This is a genomic window from Acuticoccus sp. I52.16.1, assembly GCF_022865125.1.
Lineage (GTDB): Bacteria > Pseudomonadota > Alphaproteobacteria > Rhizobiales > Amorphaceae > Acuticoccus.
In genome coordinates this window covers 4,826,946-4,846,154 of sequence record NZ_CP094828.1, presented here as the reverse complement: position 1 = coordinate 4,846,154, position 19,209 = coordinate 4,826,946, and the positions used below count along the sequence as shown (strand labels likewise).

Genomic DNA, 19,209 nt, shown 5'->3' with positions numbered 1-19,209 from the left:
GGGTCAGTCCGCGGCCGCAGCGGCCGGTGTATGATCGGGGTGATGGCAGCGGTAGACGTGCGCCGTGCCGCGCGGCGCGGGCGCCTCCTCGCGGCACCGCGCGGTGGCGCTCGGGCAGCGGGGGTTGAAGGCGCAGCCTGGCGGCGGCGACAGCGGGCTCGGAAACTCCGCCTCCAGCGCCAGGTCCGGCAGGCGGGCTCCCGCGCGTGGCGGCAGCACGGCCTTCAGGAGCACGCCGCTGTACGGGTGGCGCCAGCGGGCGAAGATCTCGGCCGCCGGCCCACGCTCGACGATCTGGCCGAGGTACATCACCGCCACCTCGTCGGCGAGGTGGTGAACCACCGCCAGATTGTGGCTGATGAGGATCATCGTCAGGTTCAACTCCGCCTTCAGCCGGTGAAGGAGGTTGAGGATCTGGCTCTGCACCGAGACGTCGAGCGCCGATGTCGGCTCGTCGCAGATGAGGATCTCCGGCTCGCCGATCAACGCCCGCGCGATCGCCACGCGCTGCCGCTGCCCGCCGGAGAGCTGGCTCGGATAGGCGTCGACGAGATGGCGCGGCAGACCCACCTCGGCCGCCAGCGCGTCGACCTTCTGGCGCCGGGTGCGGGAATTGCCGATCCCCCTCACCTCCAGCGGTGCGGCGATGATCGCGGCGACCGTCTGGCGCGGATTGAGCGAGGAATAGGGATCCTGAAACACCGGTTGGACGAGCTGCGCCCGCTCCGTGCGGCCATAGTCGGCGACGCGCTTGCCGGCGATGAGCACCTCGCCCGAGGTCGCCGGCTCGATGCCGAGGAGCACCTTGGCGAGGGTGGACTTGCCGCACCCCGATTCGCCGACGAGGCCGAGCGTGGTGCCCTTGGCGATGTCGAGGTCGATCCCCCGCAGCGCGCGCAGGGTCTTCTTGCGTGCGAACGCCCCGCCGACCGCGTAGTCGCGCGTGACGCCCTGCATGACGAGTGCGTCGGTCATGACAACTCCTTGGCGCGCACCCAGGCGTCCGGATCGCGGCCGGACCCGTCGGCGGGCAGCACGCAGCGCATCGTCTGCCGCCCGGAGTCGCGCATCGCGACGGGGCCGGCGGCACACGCGGCGCGGCTGTAGGGGCAGCGGTCGAGGAAGCCGCACTGCGTCAGCTCGCCCGTCTGGCGCGGCACGACGCCGGGGATGAAGCCCAGCATCGCCCCCTGCGCCGTCTCGCCCGGCACCGGGATCGAGTGGATCAGACCTTCGGTGTAGGGGTGGCGCGGATGGGCCAGCACGTCGTCGCACGGCCCGGTCTCCACCACCTCGCCGCCGTACATGACGACGATCCGGTCGGCCATTCCGGCGACCACGCCGAGATCGTGCGTGATGAGGACGAGGCCGATCCCGGTGTCCCGCTGGATGTCGCGCAAGAGCCGCAGGATCTGCGCCTGGATGGTCACGTCGAGCGCGGTGGTCGGCTCGTCGGCGATGATCAGCTCCGGCTCGCACAGGAGCGCCATGGCGATCATGACGCGCTGCCTGAGGCCGCCCGAAAGCTGGTGCGGATACTGCGTCAGCCGCTCGGCCGGGGACGGGATGCCCACCTTGCCGAGGAGTTCGAGCGAGCGCTCGCGCGCCTCGGCCCGCGACACCTTGCGGTGCTGTTGCAGGATCTCGCGCATCTGGTCGCCGATCCGGTAGCACGGGTCGAGCGCGGTCATCGGGTCCTGGAAGATCATCGCGATGCGGTCGCCGCGGAGCTGGCGCCAGCGCCGGCGCCCGGCGTGCGCCAGGTCCTCACCCGCAAGCGCCACCCGCTCGGCCGTCGGCCGGGCCCGGCGCGGCAGCAGGTTCATGATGGCGAGCGCCGTCAGGCTCTTGCCGCAGCCCGATTCGCCGACGACGGCGACCGTCTCGCCCCGCGCGACGGTGAGGTCCACCCGGCGCACCGGGTGCAGCATCACGTCGGTCAGCGGAATGTCGACCTTGAGGTTCTTCACCTCCAGCACGGGCGCGCTCATGCCTTGCCCTCCGGCGTGGTGACGTCGCGGATGGCGTCGCCCACCAGGTTGATCGCGAAGATGAGCAGCACCAGCGCCACGCCCGGCACCGCGATCATCCACGGCCGGAACAGGAGCTGGTTCTTCGCCTCCGCCACCATCAGCCCCCACGACACGCTCGGCGGCTGCACGCCGAGGCCGAGGAAGGAAAGCGCGGCCTCCAGAAGGATCGCGTGCGCCAGCTCGATGGAGCCGACGACGACCAGCGGCCCGGTGATGTTGGGCAGGATCTCCTTGACGAGGATGCGCCAGGTGGACGAGCCGATCGTCCGAGCGCTGGTGATGTACTCGCGCTGAGCGAGCTGCTGGGTGGAGGCGCGCACGACGATGGCGAACCGGTCCCACAACAGGAGGCCGATCACCATGATCATCAGCCACAGCGACGAGCCGACCAGCGCGACGACGACGAGCGCCACCAGTACCACCGGCATCGTCAGGCGGATGGTGATGACGAAGTTGACGACGAGGTCCACCGTGCCGCCGAAGTAGCCGGCGGCGACGCCCATCACGGTGCCGATGAAGCCGGAGATGACCACCGTCAGGAAGCCGATCAGCAGCGAGATGCGGGCGCCGTAGAGCAGCCGCGCCAGCACGTCGCGGCCGAGGCCGTCGGTACCGAGGAGATGCTCGGTCGACCCATTCGCGGCCCAGAACGGCGGCACGTAGCGCGAGGCGAGATCCTGCGCGCCGGGGTCGTAGCTCGTCAGCAGCGGGGCGAACAGCGCGGCGAAGACGATGGCGAGGATGATCGTGCCGCCGACCCAGAACGAGCCGTGGCGCAAGGCGCGCTGCACGGTGATCCGGCCGGGAGAGCGAGCGACCTCGCGCGGGACGTTTTGCGAAACTGTGCTCATGGCGCTCACGAGATCCGGATGCGCGGGTCGAGCGCGGCGTTGAGGAGGTCGCCGAGGAGGGTCAGCAGCGCGTAGGACGCGGCGATCACCAGGAGGATCGCCTGGATCACCTCGATATCGGCCCGCTGGATGGACTCCCAGGCGAGATAACCGATGCCCTTCAGCGAAAAGATCGACTCGATGACGATCGACCCGCCCAGCATGAAGCCGAGCTGCACCGCGCCGAGCGAGACCACCGGAATGATCGCGTGGCGCAGCCCGTGCCGCACCACCACGCGCCACGGCGACAGCCCGTAGGCCCGCGCGGTGCGCACGTGGTCGGACTGCATGACGTCCATCATGCCCGAGCGCGTCAGGCGCATGATGGCGGGCGTCGCGTAGTAGCCGAGCGCGATCGCCGGCATGATGTAGTGCGCCCAGGTCGACCCGCCGGAGATCGGAAGCACGCGCAGGTAGACGCCGAAGAGGTAGATGAGCCCGAGCGCGAAGAGGAAGGACGGCAGCGCCTGCCCGGCGACGGCGAGCCACAGCGCGAACCGGTCGATCAGCGTGTTGGGCTTCAGCGCCGCGGCGACGCCCAGCGGGATCGACAGGCACATCGCGAAGGCGAGCGCCAGGATGCCGAGGCGTGCGGTCACGGGCATGTACTCGGCCAACACGTCCGCCACGTCCATGCGCAGGTAGTAGGAGCGGCCGAAGTCGCCCGAGAGGATGCCGCCGACCCAGTCGGCATACTGCACGACGATCGGACGGTTGAAGCCGTAGGCCTCGGCGACGGCGGCGACGTCGGCCGGGCTCGCCCCCTCCCCGGCCATCGCCGCGGCCGGATCGCCGGACAGATGCACGAGCAGGAACGCCACGACCGACGTCACGCCGATCACCAGCGCGGTCACGATGAGGCGCTTCAAAATGAAAAAGGCCATCGATACTCCGGTTCACAGGATGGCCGCCTCAAGCGGCCGCGGAACGGCCGAAAGCAACCTTGGCACCGTTCGTGGCGGCCTCGGCGAGGCCGCCACGAACGGCGAACGGGCGAGGCCGCGGGGCCTCGCCGGCAGTCTGTCGGCTCGGTTACTTCCAGTTGCCGAGATAGAAGTGTGCCATCTCGTCGTCCGTGATGGGATACTCGAACTCGGAGTTGAACGCGTAGGTCCGACCGTAGACGTAGAGCGGGATGTAGTAGGCCTCGTCGGCGATCTTGCCGAGCGCCTTGGCGTAGAGCGCGTTGCGCTCGGCGGTGTCGGTCTCGGTCTCGGCGGCGGCGAGCCACTCCATCACGTCCGGATCGCGGGCATAGTCGTCGGACGAGCCCTGGAAGTAGTGGCCGGTGGAGGCCGACGTGTCGAGCATGCCGTTGGAGCCGAACGTCAGGTGCGCGATCGGCGTCTTGTCGTCGACGATCAGCGGACGCAGCGCGCGCCACTGCAGGAAATTGAGGTCGGTCTCGATTCCGACGTCACGCAGGTAGTTCAGCACCGCCTCGGTGTAGGGACGGTCGCGGTAGGCGTAGAACGGGGTGGAGAAGCCGCCCTCGTAGCCCGCCTCGGCCAGCAGCTCGCGCGCTTTGTCGGGATTGTACTCGTACTGCGTCACATCGGTGGCGCAGCCGGCCTGAACGGGCACACACATCGATTCCTGCACCTTCGCGCCGGGGCCGACGAGGTTCTTGGCAATCGCCTCGCGGTCGATCGCGTATCCGACGGCCTGCCGCACGCGCTTGTCGGTGAACGGGTTGTCGGCACCGGTGCGGCCGGCCGCGTCGAGCGCCAGGAACGACATGCGCATCGTCGCCGCGCTCTCGACCGTGATGTTGTCCATCGAGCCCAGCATGTCGGCGTTCTCGGGCGGCACGCCCCAGATCCAGTCGACGCCGCCGGTCACGAGCTCGGCCATCTGCGTCTCGGGATCCTTGATCGTGCGGTAGACGATCTTGCCGATCGTCGGCTTACCCTTGGGGCTGCCGTCGAAGTAGTCCTCGTTGATCTCGAGGGTCAGCGACTGGCCGGGCTGATAGTCGGTCAGCTTGTAGGGGCCGGTGCAGACCGGGACGACGGCGCCCCAGTCGCGGCGCGTCCCGTCGGCGCCCGGCACTTCCGGCGCGCTGTCGTAGTGGCCCGAGGGGAAGATCGGCGCGGTGCCGGTGAGGTACTCGAACGCGGCCGGCGTCGGTCCCTTGGCGTGGATGCGCACCGTCAGCGGGTCCACCGCCTCGACGTTGTCGATCCAGTCGACGATGACGCGCAGCTTCATGTCCGAATCGGGCGCGGCGACGTGGTTCAGCGTGTAGGCCACGTCCTCGGCGTCGAAGTCGGTGCCGTCGTGGAACTTGACGCCCTCGCGCAGCTTCAGCTCCAGCGTCGTGTCGTCGGTCCACTCCCACGAGGTGGCGAGCAGCGGCTCGTACTCGTTGGTGATCGGATCGCGGTGGATGAGGCTGTCGCACTGCGCGTAGGTGGTGATCAGCGCCTCGCGCTGGTTGCCGTAGTAGATGTCCGGCGTGTCCATCTCGGTGGACGTCGTCCACGTGAAGGTGTCGTCGGCCTTGCCGGCGAGGGCCGGCGTCGCCGCGAGCACGGCAAGGCTCGCGGCCGAAAAGAGGGTCTTGAGGTTCATCGTGCTTCCTTGCGGTTGACGTCGCCAGCGGTCGGAGCCTGCACCGGCAATTCGAGGCGAGAGCCGGTGTCGGCACCGTAGTGGATGGAAATCATCGGCGGCCGTCCATGCGGCAGCTGGACGTAGTGGTCGGCGTCCGCGCCCGCGAAGGCGAGGCGGATGCGGCTGCCCGCGGCGAACTCCCAGGCCGTCGGCAGCAGCGCGAAGCGCATCACCTCGGGCGCGCCGGGCGTCAGCGGGCGGGCGCTGGCGGCGCAATAGTCGCGGAAGGGCCAGGACCAGACCTGCCGCGGGTCCGGCTCGGCGAGCGTCCGGTGCAGCGCGCGCAGGTGGCCTTCTGTGACGTAGCGCACGGTGCCGTCCGCCTCGACCTCGCACAGGTACGCGAAGAGCACCGCGTCGCCCTGGTCCGCGCTCAAGGTCACCTCGATCACCGGGTGACCGGCGACGGCGAGCGGCGCGGCGAGCGGCGCGGAGGTGTAGGCGCTGAGCCCCTCCATCCGCGCGCCCCAGTCGTCGTAGTAGGTGGTGGTGGCGATGGCGGCGAGCCGCTCGTGGCGCGTGTTGAGCCCGGTGCCGCGGTTGAAGTCGGCCCGCCAGACGTCCGTCCCGGTGCCGTTGGCGGCGCCCAGCGCACCTTCGGCGGCGAGATGCAGCGTCTCGGCCGCCGGCGCGGGCGGCCAGGACGGGGCGGCGTGCCAGGCCTCTTCGTGAAGGGCGAAGTAGTGCACCGGGGCCTCGTCCTTCAGCCCGGTATCCCGCTCCATCAGGTAGGTGTCGAAGAACCGCAGGATCTCGCCATAGAGCGGGAACTGCGCGGCGGTCTCGGCCCGCCAGGGGGAGACGTTGGTCCGCGCCCCGTGGTCCCACGGCCCGAGCAGCAGATGCTGCGGGTTGGGGAGCGTCAGGTGGCGCGCGATGGCGCCGTTGGCGAACCCCGCCCCGTCCATCCAGCCGGAGATGTTGTAGATCGCGCAGTCCGGCCGGATGGCGTCCGAATAGTGGTAGGGGCTGAAGGAGAAGGCGCCGAACGTGTCGTCGTAGGCGAGCGTCGAGTCCGCGTACGGGAACTCGCCGATGAAGTCCGGCATGTGGAAGTTGTTGCGATGCTCGGCGATCGCCTCGGCGAGCAGCGTGCCGTCGTCCTCGTCCACCGGCTGCGGGCCGCGATAGTCGGGATGGCCGAAGTAGGCCGTCTCGGCGAGGATGTCGCGCCGGTCGTGATCGAGGCCGATCATCAACCGGTCGTAGCTGGCGGGGAGCGTGTTCATGCGCACGCCGCCCGGATACTGGTGGTCCACCCAGGTGTTCCACACCGCGAAGAGCGGCGCGATCGCCTTCACCGCCGGGTGCCCGGTCGTGGCCAGGAAGCACGATGCCGCGCCGAGATAGGAAATACCCGTCGAGCCGAGGCGGCCGTTGCACCACGGCTCGGCGGCGATGGCGTCGGCGATCTCGGTGAAGTCGTCCCGCTCGGTCGGCGAGCGGAAGCTGTCGCGGGTGCCGAAGCTCGCCCCGGTGCCGCGCACGTCCACCACCACCAGCGCGTAGCCGTAGGGCACGAACGCGTCGCGGTAGCGCGCGGCGTTGGGCGTCGGCTCGGCGGCGGAGCCGGGTGTGCGGGCGAAGCGGCGGTAGTAGGGCGTCAGGATCAGGATCGCCGGCACGCCCCCCTCCGGCAGCGCCCCCTCCGGCAGGTAGACGTCGATGGCGATCCGGCACCCGTCGCGCATGATCAGGTACCGCGACGTGGGCGCCGCGACGGCATGGGTCTTCTGGCGCCGCTCGAGGTATTGGCTCGGGGAGACGGACCAGGCGTGCGTGGTCGTATCGGTATCGGACATCGGCTCTGAACAGACTTTAAGCCGGCCACGATAAGTGGCATTTGAAGTGCGTCAATTTCGAATTTCGCAGCATCTCATGCGTTTCTCGCATGGTTGGAGGCGCCGTGAATCTGAAGGGCCTGGAAGCCTTGCGCGCCTTCATGGAGGGTGGGTCGCTGCAGGAGGCGGCCAAGCGGTTGCGGCGCACCCAGCCCCAGGTGAGCCGGCTTTTGTCGGCACTGGAGGACGAGGTCGGCTTCCCCCTCTTCAACCGCGAAAAGCGCCGGCTGATCCCGACCGACGACGCGCGCACCTTCTACATGCGCGTCCAGCACGCGCTCTACAGCCTGGACGAGGCGCGCGACGAGGCGCGGCGGCTGCGCGAGCACCAGCACCAGCACGTGACGATCCTCACCGCGCCGCACGTCGTCGGCGCGCTCCTGGTCGAGCCGCTCTCCGTCATGAGCGAGGAAGTGCCGACCTTCACCGCGACGATCGACAGTCGCTCCCGGCTCGACATCGAGCTGTGGCTCGGCAAGGAGGCCTTCGACCTCGGCATCACCGTGATGCCGATCGAGAACCCGGCGGTGCTGGTCGAACCGCTGGTCGACGTGCAGGCGGTCGCGGTGATGCGCGAGGACCACCCGCTCGCGACCCGCGCCGTGGTGCGGATCGAGGATCTCGTCGACCTTCCGCTGATCGCCAACAGCCCGCGCACGGTGATGCGCCAGACGCTCGAAGCGGCGTTCCGGCGTATCGGCGCCGAGCCGGACATCCGCTTCGAGACGCCGAACGGGCAGATCGCCTGCGAGATGGCCGCGCGCGGTCCCGGCCTCGCGGTGGCGGACGGGTTCGTCGCCCGCTCCAGCCTCCAGCCGGGCATGGTGATCCGCCCGTTCGAGCCGACGATCCGGCTCGGCTACGTCATGATGTTTCCCAAGTTCCAGACGCGCACGCCCCTCCTGACCCGCCTCGCCGGGTTGATCCGCCAGAACGCCGAGCGTCAGGCCGGCGCCCTCTTCCGCCCCGCACCGGGCGCGCGGTAGGCCGAGGGGGCGAGCTTGCGCCGGGCGCAAGTGATGATGCGCCGAACGAAATTGACGGCCTCCGGGCGAGCGCCGATGTTGGCCGCCCGCCGTGACGGCGTCCCCCCACCCGCCCCCGCGACGGGGCCTCCCACAGGAGCCTGACCGTGAGCCGCGAAGCCGCCATCAAGCGTGCGACAGACCATTTCGATTCCGGCGCCTTCCGCGACGTCCTCGCCCGCCGCGTGGCGATGCCGACCGAGAGCCAGAACCCCGACCGCGCCGACGTCCTCGCCGCCTACCTCGAAGACGAGATGGTCGCCGAGTTGCAGGCACTGGGCTTTTCGACCGAGATCCTGACCCACGAGCTGGCGACCGGCCCCTTCCTGGTGGCCGAGCGGATCGAGGATCCGGCGCTGCCGACGATCCTGGGCTACGGCCACGGCGACGTGATCCGCGGGCTCGACGACATGTGGGACGAGGGCCTGTCGCCCTGGCGCCTCACCGAGCGGGACGGGATGTGGTACGGCCGCGGCGTGGTCGACAACAAGGGCCAGCACGCGATCAACCTCGCCGCCATGAAGGCGGTCCTGGAGACGCGCGGCAAGCTCGGCTTCAACGCCAAGTACCTGATCGAGATGGGCGAAGAGGTCGGCTCGCCGGGCCTGCGCGAATTCTGCCGCGACCACGCGGAGCGCCTTTCCGCCGATGCGCTGGTGGGCTCGGACGGGCCGCGCCTGTCGGCCGGGCGGCCGACGCTCTTCCTCGGCTCGCGCGGCGGCGTCAACTTCGACATGTGGATCGACGCGCGCGAGGGCGGGCGCCACTCGGGCAACTGGGGCGGGCTGTTGTCGAACCCGGCGATCCAGCTCGCGCACGCGATTTCCATTCTTGTCGGCCCGACCGGGCAGATCCGCGTGCCGGAGATGGTCCCGCCGGAGCTTCCCGCCGCCGTCCGCCGCGTGCTGAAGGACGCCGACATCACCGAGGGACCCGAGGGCGAGGAGATCGAGCGCTGGTGGGGCGAGCCGGGCCTCACGCCGAGCGAGCGCGTCTTCGGCTGGTCCTCGCTGGAGGTGCTGGCTTACGAGGCCGGCACGCCCAAGACGCCGGTCAATGCCATCCCGCCGCGGGCCTGGGCGCGGTTGCAGCTGCGCTTCGTGGTCGACGTCGATCCGTTCGCGGTGCTCCCGGCCGTGCGCCGCCACCTCGACCGTCACGGCCTGACGAACGTCGAGCTGGCGCTCACCAAGGAGGCGATCTTCCAGGCGACCCGGCTCGACCCGGACGATCCGTGGGTGACGTTCGCGTCCGCCTCGATCGCCGAGACCACCGGCAAGCCGACGGCGATCCTGCCCAATCTCGGCGGCTCGCTCCCCAACGACGCGTTTTCGGAAGTGCTGGGAATGCGCACCATCTGGGTGCCGCATTCCTACCCCGGCTGCTCGCAGCACGCCCCGAACGAGCACCTGCCGCCCGAGATCGCCCGCGAAGGCCTCGCCCTGATGGCCGGCCTCTACTACGACCTCGGCGACGCGAATCTCCCGCGCTGATCCTTCTCTCACGCGGCGCGCAGCGGCGCGTCGCGGTCGGACGCGCGGCGACCCGGCAGGGCTCCAGAGGGCCGAAACGACTGCGGCGACGCAGACGGGGGTCCACGTCGCCGCAGCGTGTTCGACGATCGTCGGAAGGAGCGCCGCACGGCGCCATCGGGCTTCTAACGGTATGGAATGATTGGTCGGAGTGGCAGGATTCGAACCTGCGACCCCCTCGTCCCGAACGAGGTGCGCTACCAGGCTGCGCTACACTCCGGCTGTGCGGAGCGATGTAGCCGCGTTTGGGCGCAAGCTCAACCCTCGGCCAGCGTAATTTTTAGCGCTTGTGCACCCTCCCACAGGCAGCGGGTGCCGAGCGCGTGCAGGTTCTCGAGGCCCGAGGTCAGCGTCAGGAAGTGATTGCCCGCGAGCTGGCCCATTTTCGAGGCGAAATGGACCCCGCCGTAGGCCAGCAGGATCTCCGTCTCGGAGATGCCGCCCGGATAGAGGATCATCTGCCCCGGCGCCGGATAGCTGGTATGGTTCTCGTAGGTGACGCCGAAGTCGAGGTCGCCGAGCGGCACCCACACGCCCTCGCCCGACCAGCGCACATGCACGAACTGGCTCTCGAACGGCAGCGCCGCCTTGATCGCCGCGCACGTCTCGGGGGCGTTCTCCTCCTCCAAGACCGCGTCGAACACGAACGGCCCCGCCTCGACCTTCACCTTCGTCATGTCGTCCCTCTTTCCTGCCTGCTGCGCCGCCCGGCGCCGAACCCGATCGACCGGGCCATCATTCAAACCATGGCAAAGGTCAATGCCCGGCGTGTCGATCCTCGAGGCCTGTGTATGACGCGGCCGCTCCGGCGACGCTAAGCCGGGTCACGAATCGCTCCCTCACCCACCGAAACCGCACGTCGCACAAGCGGTGCCGCGCTCGGATGTTGATAACTCGACGAAGAGTACGGGACGGGTGTGCAAGACGCGCCCTTTTGTCGACTCTGGACGGGCCGGCCGCCGCTCTTCCAGCGCCTCGGAGAGCCCCGTGCGCCATCCACAGAGCGCCGCGCCGGCCCCATCCACAGCGGCGGACGGCATGAAGCTGAGTGCCGATTTGTTTGCCTTTAGTTCCGGCAGTGGTACTTTACGGAATGTTTACGCCTCACCCCGCCATTTAGTTGGACCAAGGGGGCTCGGACACCATATATGGTGTGTGGGGACGGTTCGGGAAGCCGGGGAAAACCCCGTTCGTCCACAGGTGAGGGCGGATGGGGGCCTAGCTCTCGGAACGCCCGTTGAGCACCTTCTCATGCCCAGAGCGGGCCTAGTTTGGTGAAGGACAGACGATGCGGATTGATCGGCGCTACACGACGGACGGAAAGTCCCCCTACGACGGGATCGAGTTCAGAACCGCAGTCTCGGAAATTCGCAATCCGGACGGGTCGACCGTGTTCCGCCTCGACAATGTGATGGTGCCCGCCTCCTGGTCGCAGGTGGCGACGGACATCATCGCGCAGAAATATTTCCGCAAGGCGGGCGTGCCGGCCAAGCTGACGGCGAAGGCCGAGGCGGGTGTGCCGGACTGGCTCGCCCCGCAGCAGCCCGACGAGGCGGCACTCGCCGAGCTGCCCGAGAAGGAGCGCACCGTCGGCGAGACGGACTCGCGCGCCGTGTTCGATCGCCTCGCCGGCGCGTGGACCTACTGGGGCTGGAAGTACAAGTACTTCGACACCGAGGGCGACGCGCGCGCCTTCTATGACGAAGTGCGCTTCATGCTGGCGACGCAGAAGGTCGCCCCCAACTCGCCGCAGTGGTTCAACACCGGCCTCCACTGGGCCTACGGCATCGACGGTCCCTCCCAGGGCCATTTCTACGTCGATCCCGACACCCAGGAGCTGGTCCGCTCGGAGTCGGCCTACGAGCACCCGCAGCCGCACGCCTGCTTCATCCAGTCCGTCTCCGACGATCTGGTGAACGACGGCGGCATCATGGACCTTTGGGTGCGGGAGGCGCGGCTCTTCAAGTACGGCTCGGGCACCGGCTCCAACTTCTCGTCGATCCGCGGCGAGGGTGAGCGGCTGGCGGGCGGCGGCAAGTCGTCCGGCCTGATGAGCTTCCTCAAGATCGGCGACCGGGCGGCGGGCGCGATCAAGTCCGGCGGCACCACCCGGCGCGCGGCGAAGATGTGCGTCGTCGACGTCGACCACCCCGACATCGAGGACTACGTCGAGTGGAAGGTGAAGGAGGAGCAGAAGGTCGCCGCCCTCGTCACCGGGTCGAAGATCGTCAAGAAGCACCTCACCGCCGTCATGAAGGCGTGCGTCAACTGCGAGGGCTCCGGTGACGACTGCTTCGAGCCGGAGAAGAACCCGGCGCTGAAGCGGGAGATCAAGGCCGCCAAGGCCGCGATGGTGCCGGAGAACTACGTCCGCCGCGTCGTCCAGTTCGCGCGCCAGGGCTATACCAAGATCGAGTTCCCCACCTTCGACACCGACTGGGACTCCGAAGCCTACCTCACCGTCTCGGGCCAGAACTCCAACAACTCCGTGCGCGTGACGGACGACTTCCTGCACGCGGTGAAGGCGGACCGCGACTGGGATCTCACCTGGCGCACCACCGGCGAGGTCGCCAAGACGCTGCCGGCGCGCGAACTGTGGGAGAAGATCGGCTACGCGGCGTGGGCCTCGGCCGATCCCGGCATCCAGTTCCACACCACGATCAACGACTGGCACACCTGCCCGGCGGGCGGTGAGATCCGGGCGTCGAACCCGTGCTCGGAGTACATGTTCCTCGACGATACGGCCTGCAACCTGGCCTCGATCAACCTGCTGCAGTTCAAGTCCGAGGACGGCACCTTCCACACCGAGCTGTTCGAGCATGCGGTCAAGCTGTGGACCATGGTGCTCGAAATCTCGGTGACGATGGCGCAGTTCCCCTCGCCGCAGATCGCCGAGCGCTCCTTCGAGTACCGCACTCTGGGGCTCGGCTTCGCCAACATCGGCGGCCTCCTGATGGTGTCGGGCATCCCTTACGACTCGGCCAAGGGCCGCGCGCTGTGCGGGGCGATCACCTCGATCATGACCGGCGTCGCCTACGCGACCTCGGCCGAGATGGCGCGCGACCTCGGCGCCTTCCCCAAGTACGCCGAGAACCAGGATGCGATGCTGCGCGTGATCCGCAACCACCGGCGTGCGGCGCGGGGCGAGAACGGCGGCTACGAGAAGGTGGCGACCCGCCCGGTCCCGCTCGACAGGGCCGCCTGCCCCGACGCCTCGCTCGTGGAGCGGGCCGAGGCGGCATGGGACCGTGCGCTCGGCCTCGGCCAGAAGTACGGCTACCGCAACGCCCAGGCGACCGTGATCGCGCCGACCGGCACGATCGGCCTCGTCATGGACTGCGACACCACCGGCATCGAGCCCGACTTCGCGCTGGTGAAGTTCAAGAAGCTGGCCGGCGGCGGCTACTTCAAGATCATCAACCGTGCCGTGCCGGCCGCACTGCGCGTGCTCGGCTACGAGAAGGCGCAGCGTGACGCCATCATCGCCTACGCGGTGGGCCACGGCACGCTCGCCGGTGCGCCGCACATCAACCCCGAGACGCTGGCCGACAAGGGCTTCCCGGCCGAAGCCATCGCCGCGGTCGAGGATGCGCTGAAGTCCGCCTTCGACATCCGCTTCGCCTTCAACAAGTGGACGATCGGCGAGAAGGTGCTGCGCGGGGTGCTGGGCAACGACGCCGACCTCGACAACCCGACCTTCGACGCGCTCGCCGCGCTCGGCTGGACGAAGAAGGAGATCGACGCCGCCAACATCTACGTCGCCGGCGCGATGACCCTCGAGGGGGCGCCGCACCTGAAGGACGAGCACCTCGCGGTGTTCGACTGCGCCAACCCGTGCGGCCGGCTCGGAAAGCGCTACCTCTCGGTGGAGAGCCACATCCGCATGATGGCGGCCGCCCAGCCGTTCATCTCGGGCGCGATCTCCAAGACGATCAACATGCCCAACGACGCCACCGTCGCGGACTGCGAGGCGGCCTACGAGCTCTCCTGGCAGCTCGGCGTGAAGGCGAACGCGCTCTATCGCGACGGCTCCAAGCTGTCGCAGCCGCTGTCGTCGGCCCTCGTCTCGGACGACGAGGACGAGATCGAGGAGATCATCGAGGCGCCGGTCGCGGCCCGCGCCACGAAGGTCGCCGAGAAGCTGGTGGAGCGCGTGATCGAGCGCGAGGTGATCACCCGCAAGCGCGAGTCGATGCCCGACCGGCGCAAGGGCTACACGCAAAAGGCCATCATCGGCGGCCACAAGGTGTACCTGCGCACCGGCGAGTTCGACGACGGCCGCCTCGGCGAGATCTTCATCGACATGCACAAGGAGGGCGCCGCCTTCCGTGCGATGATGAACAACTTCGCCATCGCGATCTCGCTGGGCCTCCAGTACGGCGTGCCGCTGGAGGAGTTCGTCGACGCCTTCACCTTCACCCGGTTCGAGCCGGCGGGCTTCGTCCAGGGCAACGAGGCGATCAAGAACGCGACCTCGATCCTCGACTACATTTTCCGCGAGCTGGCGATCTCCTACCTCGGCCGCAACGACCTGGCGCACGTCACGCCCGAGGACGTCGGCGGGGCGACGACGCTGGGCAACGGCGTCGTCGGCGACAAGCCGCAGCCGCAGCAGATGGTCAGCCGCGGCCTGGTGCGCGGGCAGCAGTTCCGCCTGATCCGCGCCGACGCCCCCGAGGCCAAGGCGGTGGACGTGATCGCCAACGCGCTGACGCGAGCCTCGGCGCCGCGTGGCGGTGGCGGCGCGGCGGCGACGGCGACGGCGCTCCAGATGGAAACGCACGCGGTTCCGGCCGAGGGCGAGCGTTCGCCGATCGACGAGATCCGGGCCGAGGTGGCCGCGCTGCTGGGTGCCGGCGACCATGATCCGGCCCCGGTCGAGGCTCCGCGCCAGACGGCCGGCCCGACCTCGAGCAGCGAGCGGGCGATGATCGCGCGCCTCAAGGGCTTCGAGGGCGACCCGTGCGGCGAATGCGGCAACTTCACCCTGGTGCGCAACGGCACCTGCCTGAAGTGCGACACCTGCGGCTCCACGTCGGGCTGCAGCTGAGCCTGTCGGCGGCGCCCTCCGGGGGGCCGCCTCGGCCGCATATGGCGGCGCGATCATGAAGAAAGCCCGGTGGCCGTCCGGCCGCCGGGCTTTCGCATGTCGGGGCGGCGCCGGCCTCCCCGGTCTGGCCTGTCCGCCGTCAGTTCGTCGGGCGCCAGCGGGTGTCCTGGCGCCGCTCGAACCGGTCGAGCGCGGCCTGCATGCGGGCGATCTCCTGCTCGCGCTGGGCGAGGCGCTCCTGCAGGCGCTCGACGCGGTCGCGCATGGGGCCGCCGTCCTCGCGCCGATCGCGGATGCGATCCATGATCGCCTGGAAGCGCTCGACCTGCTGGTCGCGCTCGGCGAGCGTGTCGCGCGTCTCGGCCAGCACCGTCTCGAGGTGGCCGATCTTTTCGGCCCGCTCGGACATGGCGCGCTGCAACTGGTGGATCTGCGCGGCACGGTCGCGGTCGCGGGCGGCGACCTCGTCGAGCTGCGCGGTGCGCTCCCGCAGCGACCGCTCCAGCGCGGCGTTGCGGCGCTCCAGCGCGTCGATCTCGCTGCGCAGCTCGGCGCCACGGTGACGGCCGCGGCCGTGGTCGCGCGCCGCCATCGCGTCGCGCTCGGCCCGCAGTTGCGCGTTCTCCTCGCGCAGCGCCTCGATCTCGCGCCGCGCATCCTGGCGGTTGCCGCCATATTGGGCGAGCTGGACCGCCTCGGCGCCATGGCCGGCGACCGAGGCCGGCAGGCGGGTGTCCGCCATCGCCGCGCTCGTCGGGATCAGCATGAGGGCGGCCAGCGTGGTGACAGTCAGTCGGTGCATGAGCTTCACTCCCGGTTCGTTGGGACGACCCTATGCCGCGCGGACTGAATGAAGTCGCAATGAGCTCTTTAGCTGAGGTTCAGGGAGATGAATCGGCCGCGCCCGCGGCCCCGTGGCGCGGCTTCGACCGCGTCGGGAAGGCGAGGACCGCGTTGTGCTCGGCATCGGCGTCTTCACGGCCGCGGATGTGCCGGGCGTACCACGCGGCGAACGGCGACGCGCTCACCCCATGCGCCACGATGGAGAGGACCACGGTCAGATAGGCGACGCTGACGATCTCGGAGAGCCCGGCCAGACCTTCCCCCGCCCCCTCGGTGATGATGAGCACATAAAGGATGGAGGCGAGCCCGCGGGGCCCGAACCAGCCGATGAACGCCACCGTGACCGCCGTCAGCCGCGTGCCGATCAGACACAGCGCCACCGGGCCCATGCGCACGAGGGTGAGCGAAAGGACCGCGTAGAGGACATGAGCGGCGGTGAGCGTGTCGATCAAGGTCGGCACCAGCACGGCGCCGAAGAGGAGGAAGACGACGAGATTGAGGAGCTGCCCCTCGGTCTCGCCGAAATCCTCTACCGCGTCCAGCAGCGTGCGCGAGCGGGTGCCGACCACCACGCCGGCGACGAAGGCGGCGATGAAGCCGTTGCCGCCGATCACCTCCGCCGTGCCGAACGCCAGGAGCGCGAGGCTGAGCACCGAGATCTGCACGAAGGCGCGGTTCATGTCGCCGCGCCGCGCCGCCCATTCGACGCACGAGGAGCCGACGACGCCGACCGCGAGCCCCGCCAGCGGCCCCAGCGCCAGCTGGCCGGCGACGAACAGCGCCCACGCCCCCAGCCCCCGCGCGGCCTCTTCCTCCACCGCCAGCGAGAGGACGATGAGGAGAACCGGGAAGGCGAGCCCGTCGTTGAGCCCACTCTCGACGTTGAGCGCCTGACGCACCCGGACCGGGACGGCGGGATTGGTCACCACTGCCTGGCCGAGGGCGGCGTCCGTCGGGGACAGGATGACGCCCAGAACGGCGGCCTCCCACAGCTCCATCGCCGGAAACAGCAGAAGCGCGGCAGCGGTGCCCAGGATCATGGTCACCGGCAAGCCGACGCCCAAGAGGCGCAGCGGCACGTTGTGCTCGGTGCCGAGGCGGGACACGTCGATCCGAGCGGCGTCGGTGAAGAGAACGAGCACCAGCGTCAACTCGGCGAGCGTGTGCATCACGCCGCCGTCGACCGCGACGTCGACCAAGTCGAGGAAGGCCGGGCCGCAGACGAGGCCGAAGGCGCAGAACACCATCGGCCCGGTGAGCGACCCGCGCTCACCCCAGCGCGAGAACAGGCCGTAGAGGAACACCCCGAGGGCGACGATCAGGAGGTCGGTCGTGTCCATGCCCCAAGCGGTCGTTGTGCAGCGAGTGCGCCGCGGCGGCCGCCAGCGTGGGGCGAACGCCCGGCGGGCGCAAGGGTCGGCAGGTGCGAGGGCCGGGCGTGCGCCGGCCCCGGGGCGGCCGCCCGCCCCGTCAGTTCGGCAGGTTAAGGCGGATGTGCAGCTCGCGAAGCTGCGCCGGCGTCACTTCGGACGGGGCGCTCATCATCAGATCTTCGGCGCGCTGGTTCATCGGGAACAGCGTCACGTCGCGCAGGTTCTCCCGCCCGCACAGCAGCATGACGATGCGGTCGATCCCCGGCGCGATGCCGCCGTGCGGCGGCGCGCCATACTCCAGCGCCGAGAGCATGCCGCCGAACTTGTCGTGCAGCACCTGCTCGTCGTAGCCGGCGATGGCGAACGCCTTCTTCATGATCTCCGGCTTGTGGTTCCGGATGGCGCCCGACGACAGCTCGATGCCGTTGCAGACGATATCGTACTGGAAGGCGTCGATCTCGAGCGGGTCCTTGGTCTCCAGCGCCTCGAGGCCCCCCTGGGGCATGGAGAACGGGTTGTGCGAGAAGTCGACCTTCTTGTTCTCCTCGTCCCACTCGAACATCGGGAAGTCGACGATCCAGCAGAACGCGAACTGGTCCTCGTTCATGAAGGTGCCGCCGGACAGCTCCTGCAGGTCCCGGCCGAGCTTCAGCCGCGCCTGACCGGCGAACGGGTAGAACTGGTCCGGCTTGCCGGCGACGAAGAACACCGCGTCGCCCGCGTCCACGCCGAGCTGCTTGCGCAGACTCTCGGTGCGCTCCGGGCCGATGTTCTTGGCGATGGGGCCGGCCGCCTCCGTCTCGCCGCCGCCCTCGGGCGTGCGCCAGAAGATGTAGCCGAGGCCCTTCTGCCCCTCCGACTGCGCCCAGGAGTTCATCCGGTCGCAGAACGTGCGGGACCCGCCGCCCGGCGCCGGGATCGCCCACACCCGCACCTTCGGGTCCGAGGCGATCATGCCCGCGAACACCTTGAAGCCCGAGCCGTCGAAGTGCTCGGTGACGTCGGCCATCTCGATCGGGTTGCGAAGGTCCGGCTTGTCCGAGCCGTACTTGGCGATCGCGTCCTTGAACTTGATGCGCGGGAACTCGTCCGTGACGGGCTTGCCTTCGGCGAACTCGACGAAGAGGTCGCGCAGCACCGGCTCGACCGCCTGGAAGACGTCCTCCTGCTCGACGAAGCTCATCTCGATGTCGAGCTGGTAGAACTCGCCCGGCGAGCGGTCGGCGCGGGCGTCCTCGTCGCGGAAGCAGGGCGCGATCTGGAAGTAGCGGTCGAACCCGGCGATCATGCAGAGCTGCTTGAACTGCTGAGGCGCCTGGGGGAGCGCATAGAACTTGCCCGGATGGAGGCGCGAGGGCACCAGGAAGTCGCGCGCGCCCTCCGGCGACGACGCGGTCAGGATCGGCGTCTGGAACTCGGTGAAGCCCTGCTCGACCATGCGCCGGCGGATCGACGAGATGATCCTCGAGCGCTTGACGATGTCGTTGTGGATGGTCTCGCGCCGCAGGTCCAGGAAGCGGTACTTGAGGCGGATATCCTCCGGATAGTCGGGCTCACCGAAGATCGGCAGCGGCAGCTCGGGCGCGGTCGACAGCACCTCGATCTCGCGGGCGAAGACTTCCACCTCACCGGTCGGCAGTTTGGCGTTGACGAGCTCGGGGGCGCGCTGCTTCACCTCGCCGTCGATGCGGATCACCCACTCGGAGCGCACCGTCTCGCCGACCTTGAACGCCGACGAATCCGGGTCGATCACGACCTGGGTGATGCCGTAATGGTCGCGCAGGTCGATGAAGATGATGCCGCCGTGGTCGCGCACGCGGTGCACCCATCCGGACAGGCGCGCGGTCGTGCCGGCATCTCCGGCGCGAAGGGCGGCGCACGTGTGGGAACGATAGCGGTGCATGATGGGGCCTTTCCGGGGACAGTCGCCCGCGCATTCGCCACTCCAGGCCCCGCCTGTCAAGCGCCGCGCCGCCCGCGCGGGTCATTGCGCACCGGCGAAAGCA

At 69.4% G+C, this 19,209-nt stretch carries 13 protein-coding genes and 1 tRNA gene; 3 read left to right on the top strand and 11 right to left on the bottom strand.

From position 1 onward, the window contains the following. Nucleotides 1–3: 3 nt before the first annotated feature. From MRB58_RS21650 to MRB58_RS21625, 6 genes are all read right to left on the bottom strand, one after another. A complete protein-coding gene (locus MRB58_RS21650; RefSeq protein WP_244779150.1) occupies nt 4–975 on the bottom strand; it encodes an oligopeptide/dipeptide ABC transporter ATP-binding protein in 972 nt (323 codons plus the stop codon). After that, nucleotides 972–1,991: an ABC transporter ATP-binding protein gene (locus MRB58_RS21645; RefSeq protein WP_244779149.1), complete on the bottom strand. Its 1,020-nt coding sequence runs from the start codon at nt 1,989–1,991 to the stop codon at nt 972–974. Before MRB58_RS21645 ends, MRB58_RS21650 begins: the two co-directional genes overlap by 4 nt. Then, entirely contained in the window at nt 1,988–2,884 is an 897-nt protein-coding gene (locus MRB58_RS21640) for an ABC transporter permease (protein ID WP_244779148.1), read from the bottom strand. Before MRB58_RS21640 ends, MRB58_RS21645 begins: the two co-directional genes overlap by 4 nt. 5 nt (nt 2,885–2,889) lie before the next feature. Then, nucleotides 2,890–3,807, bottom strand: coding sequence for an ABC transporter permease (locus tag MRB58_RS21635; RefSeq protein ID WP_244779147.1), 918 nt, complete (start codon nt 3,805–3,807; stop codon nt 2,890–2,892). 148 nt (nt 3,808–3,955) lie between these two features. Continuing rightward, entirely contained in the window at nt 3,956–5,497 is a 1,542-nt protein-coding gene (locus tag MRB58_RS21630) for an ABC transporter substrate-binding protein (RefSeq protein WP_244779146.1), read from the bottom strand. Further along, entirely contained in the window at nt 5,494–7,341 is a 1,848-nt protein-coding gene (locus MRB58_RS21625) for a CocE/NonD family hydrolase (RefSeq protein WP_244779145.1), read from the bottom strand. The genes MRB58_RS21630 and MRB58_RS21625 overlap by 4 nt, the downstream gene beginning before the upstream one ends. Nucleotides 7,342–7,445: 104 nt before the next feature. Here MRB58_RS21625 and MRB58_RS21620 point away from each other — a divergent pair, with 104 nt between their 5' ends. Then, on the top strand, nt 7,446–8,366 hold the full coding sequence (locus tag MRB58_RS21620) for a LysR family transcriptional regulator (protein ID WP_244779144.1): 921 nt from the start codon (nt 7,446–7,448) through the stop codon (nt 8,364–8,366). Between the two features lie 146 nt (nt 8,367–8,512). Next, entirely contained in the window at nt 8,513–9,898 is a 1,386-nt protein-coding gene (locus MRB58_RS21615) for a M20 family metallopeptidase (RefSeq protein WP_244779143.1), read from the top strand. A gap of 182 nt (nt 9,899–10,080) precedes the next feature. On the opposite strand, the gene MRB58_RS21610 is transcribed toward MRB58_RS21615, so the two are convergent. Both MRB58_RS21610 and MRB58_RS21605 read right to left on the bottom strand, forming a co-directional pair. Next, nucleotides 10,081–10,157: transfer RNA gene (locus MRB58_RS21610), tRNA-Pro, on the bottom strand. 37 nt (nt 10,158–10,194) lie between these two features. Then, entirely contained in the window at nt 10,195–10,614 is a 420-nt protein-coding gene (locus tag MRB58_RS21605; RefSeq protein WP_244779142.1) for a DUF3830 family protein, read from the bottom strand. Nucleotides 10,615–11,225: 611 nt separating this feature from the next. On the opposite strand from MRB58_RS21605, the gene MRB58_RS21600 reads away from it, so the two are divergent. Beyond that, nucleotides 11,226–14,987: a vitamin B12-dependent ribonucleotide reductase gene (locus tag MRB58_RS21600; RefSeq protein WP_244779141.1), complete on the top strand. Its 3,762-nt coding sequence runs from the start codon at nt 11,226–11,228 to the stop codon at nt 14,985–14,987. Between the two features lie 139 nt (nt 14,988–15,126). Here the strand turns inward: MRB58_RS21600 and MRB58_RS21595 are convergent, their stop codons facing one another. The 3 genes from MRB58_RS21595 to aspS form a co-directional block, all read right to left on the bottom strand. Beyond that, nucleotides 15,127–15,789 carry a hypothetical protein gene (locus tag MRB58_RS21595; RefSeq protein WP_244779140.1) on the bottom strand — a complete coding sequence of 221 codons (663 nt, stop codon included), beginning with the start codon at nt 15,787–15,789 and terminating at the stop codon, nt 15,127–15,129. Nucleotides 15,790–15,868: 79 nt separating this feature from the next. Next, on the bottom strand, nt 15,869–17,170 hold the full coding sequence (locus MRB58_RS21590; RefSeq protein WP_244779139.1) for a sodium:proton antiporter: 1,302 nt from the start codon (nt 17,168–17,170) through the stop codon (nt 15,869–15,871). 130 nt (nt 17,171–17,300) lie between these two features. Next, nucleotides 17,301–19,106, bottom strand: a complete 1,806-nt coding sequence (gene aspS, locus MRB58_RS21585) for an aspartate--tRNA ligase (RefSeq protein ID WP_244779138.1) — start codon at nt 19,104–19,106, stop codon at nt 17,301–17,303. Nucleotides 19,107–19,209 lie beyond the last annotated feature (103 nt).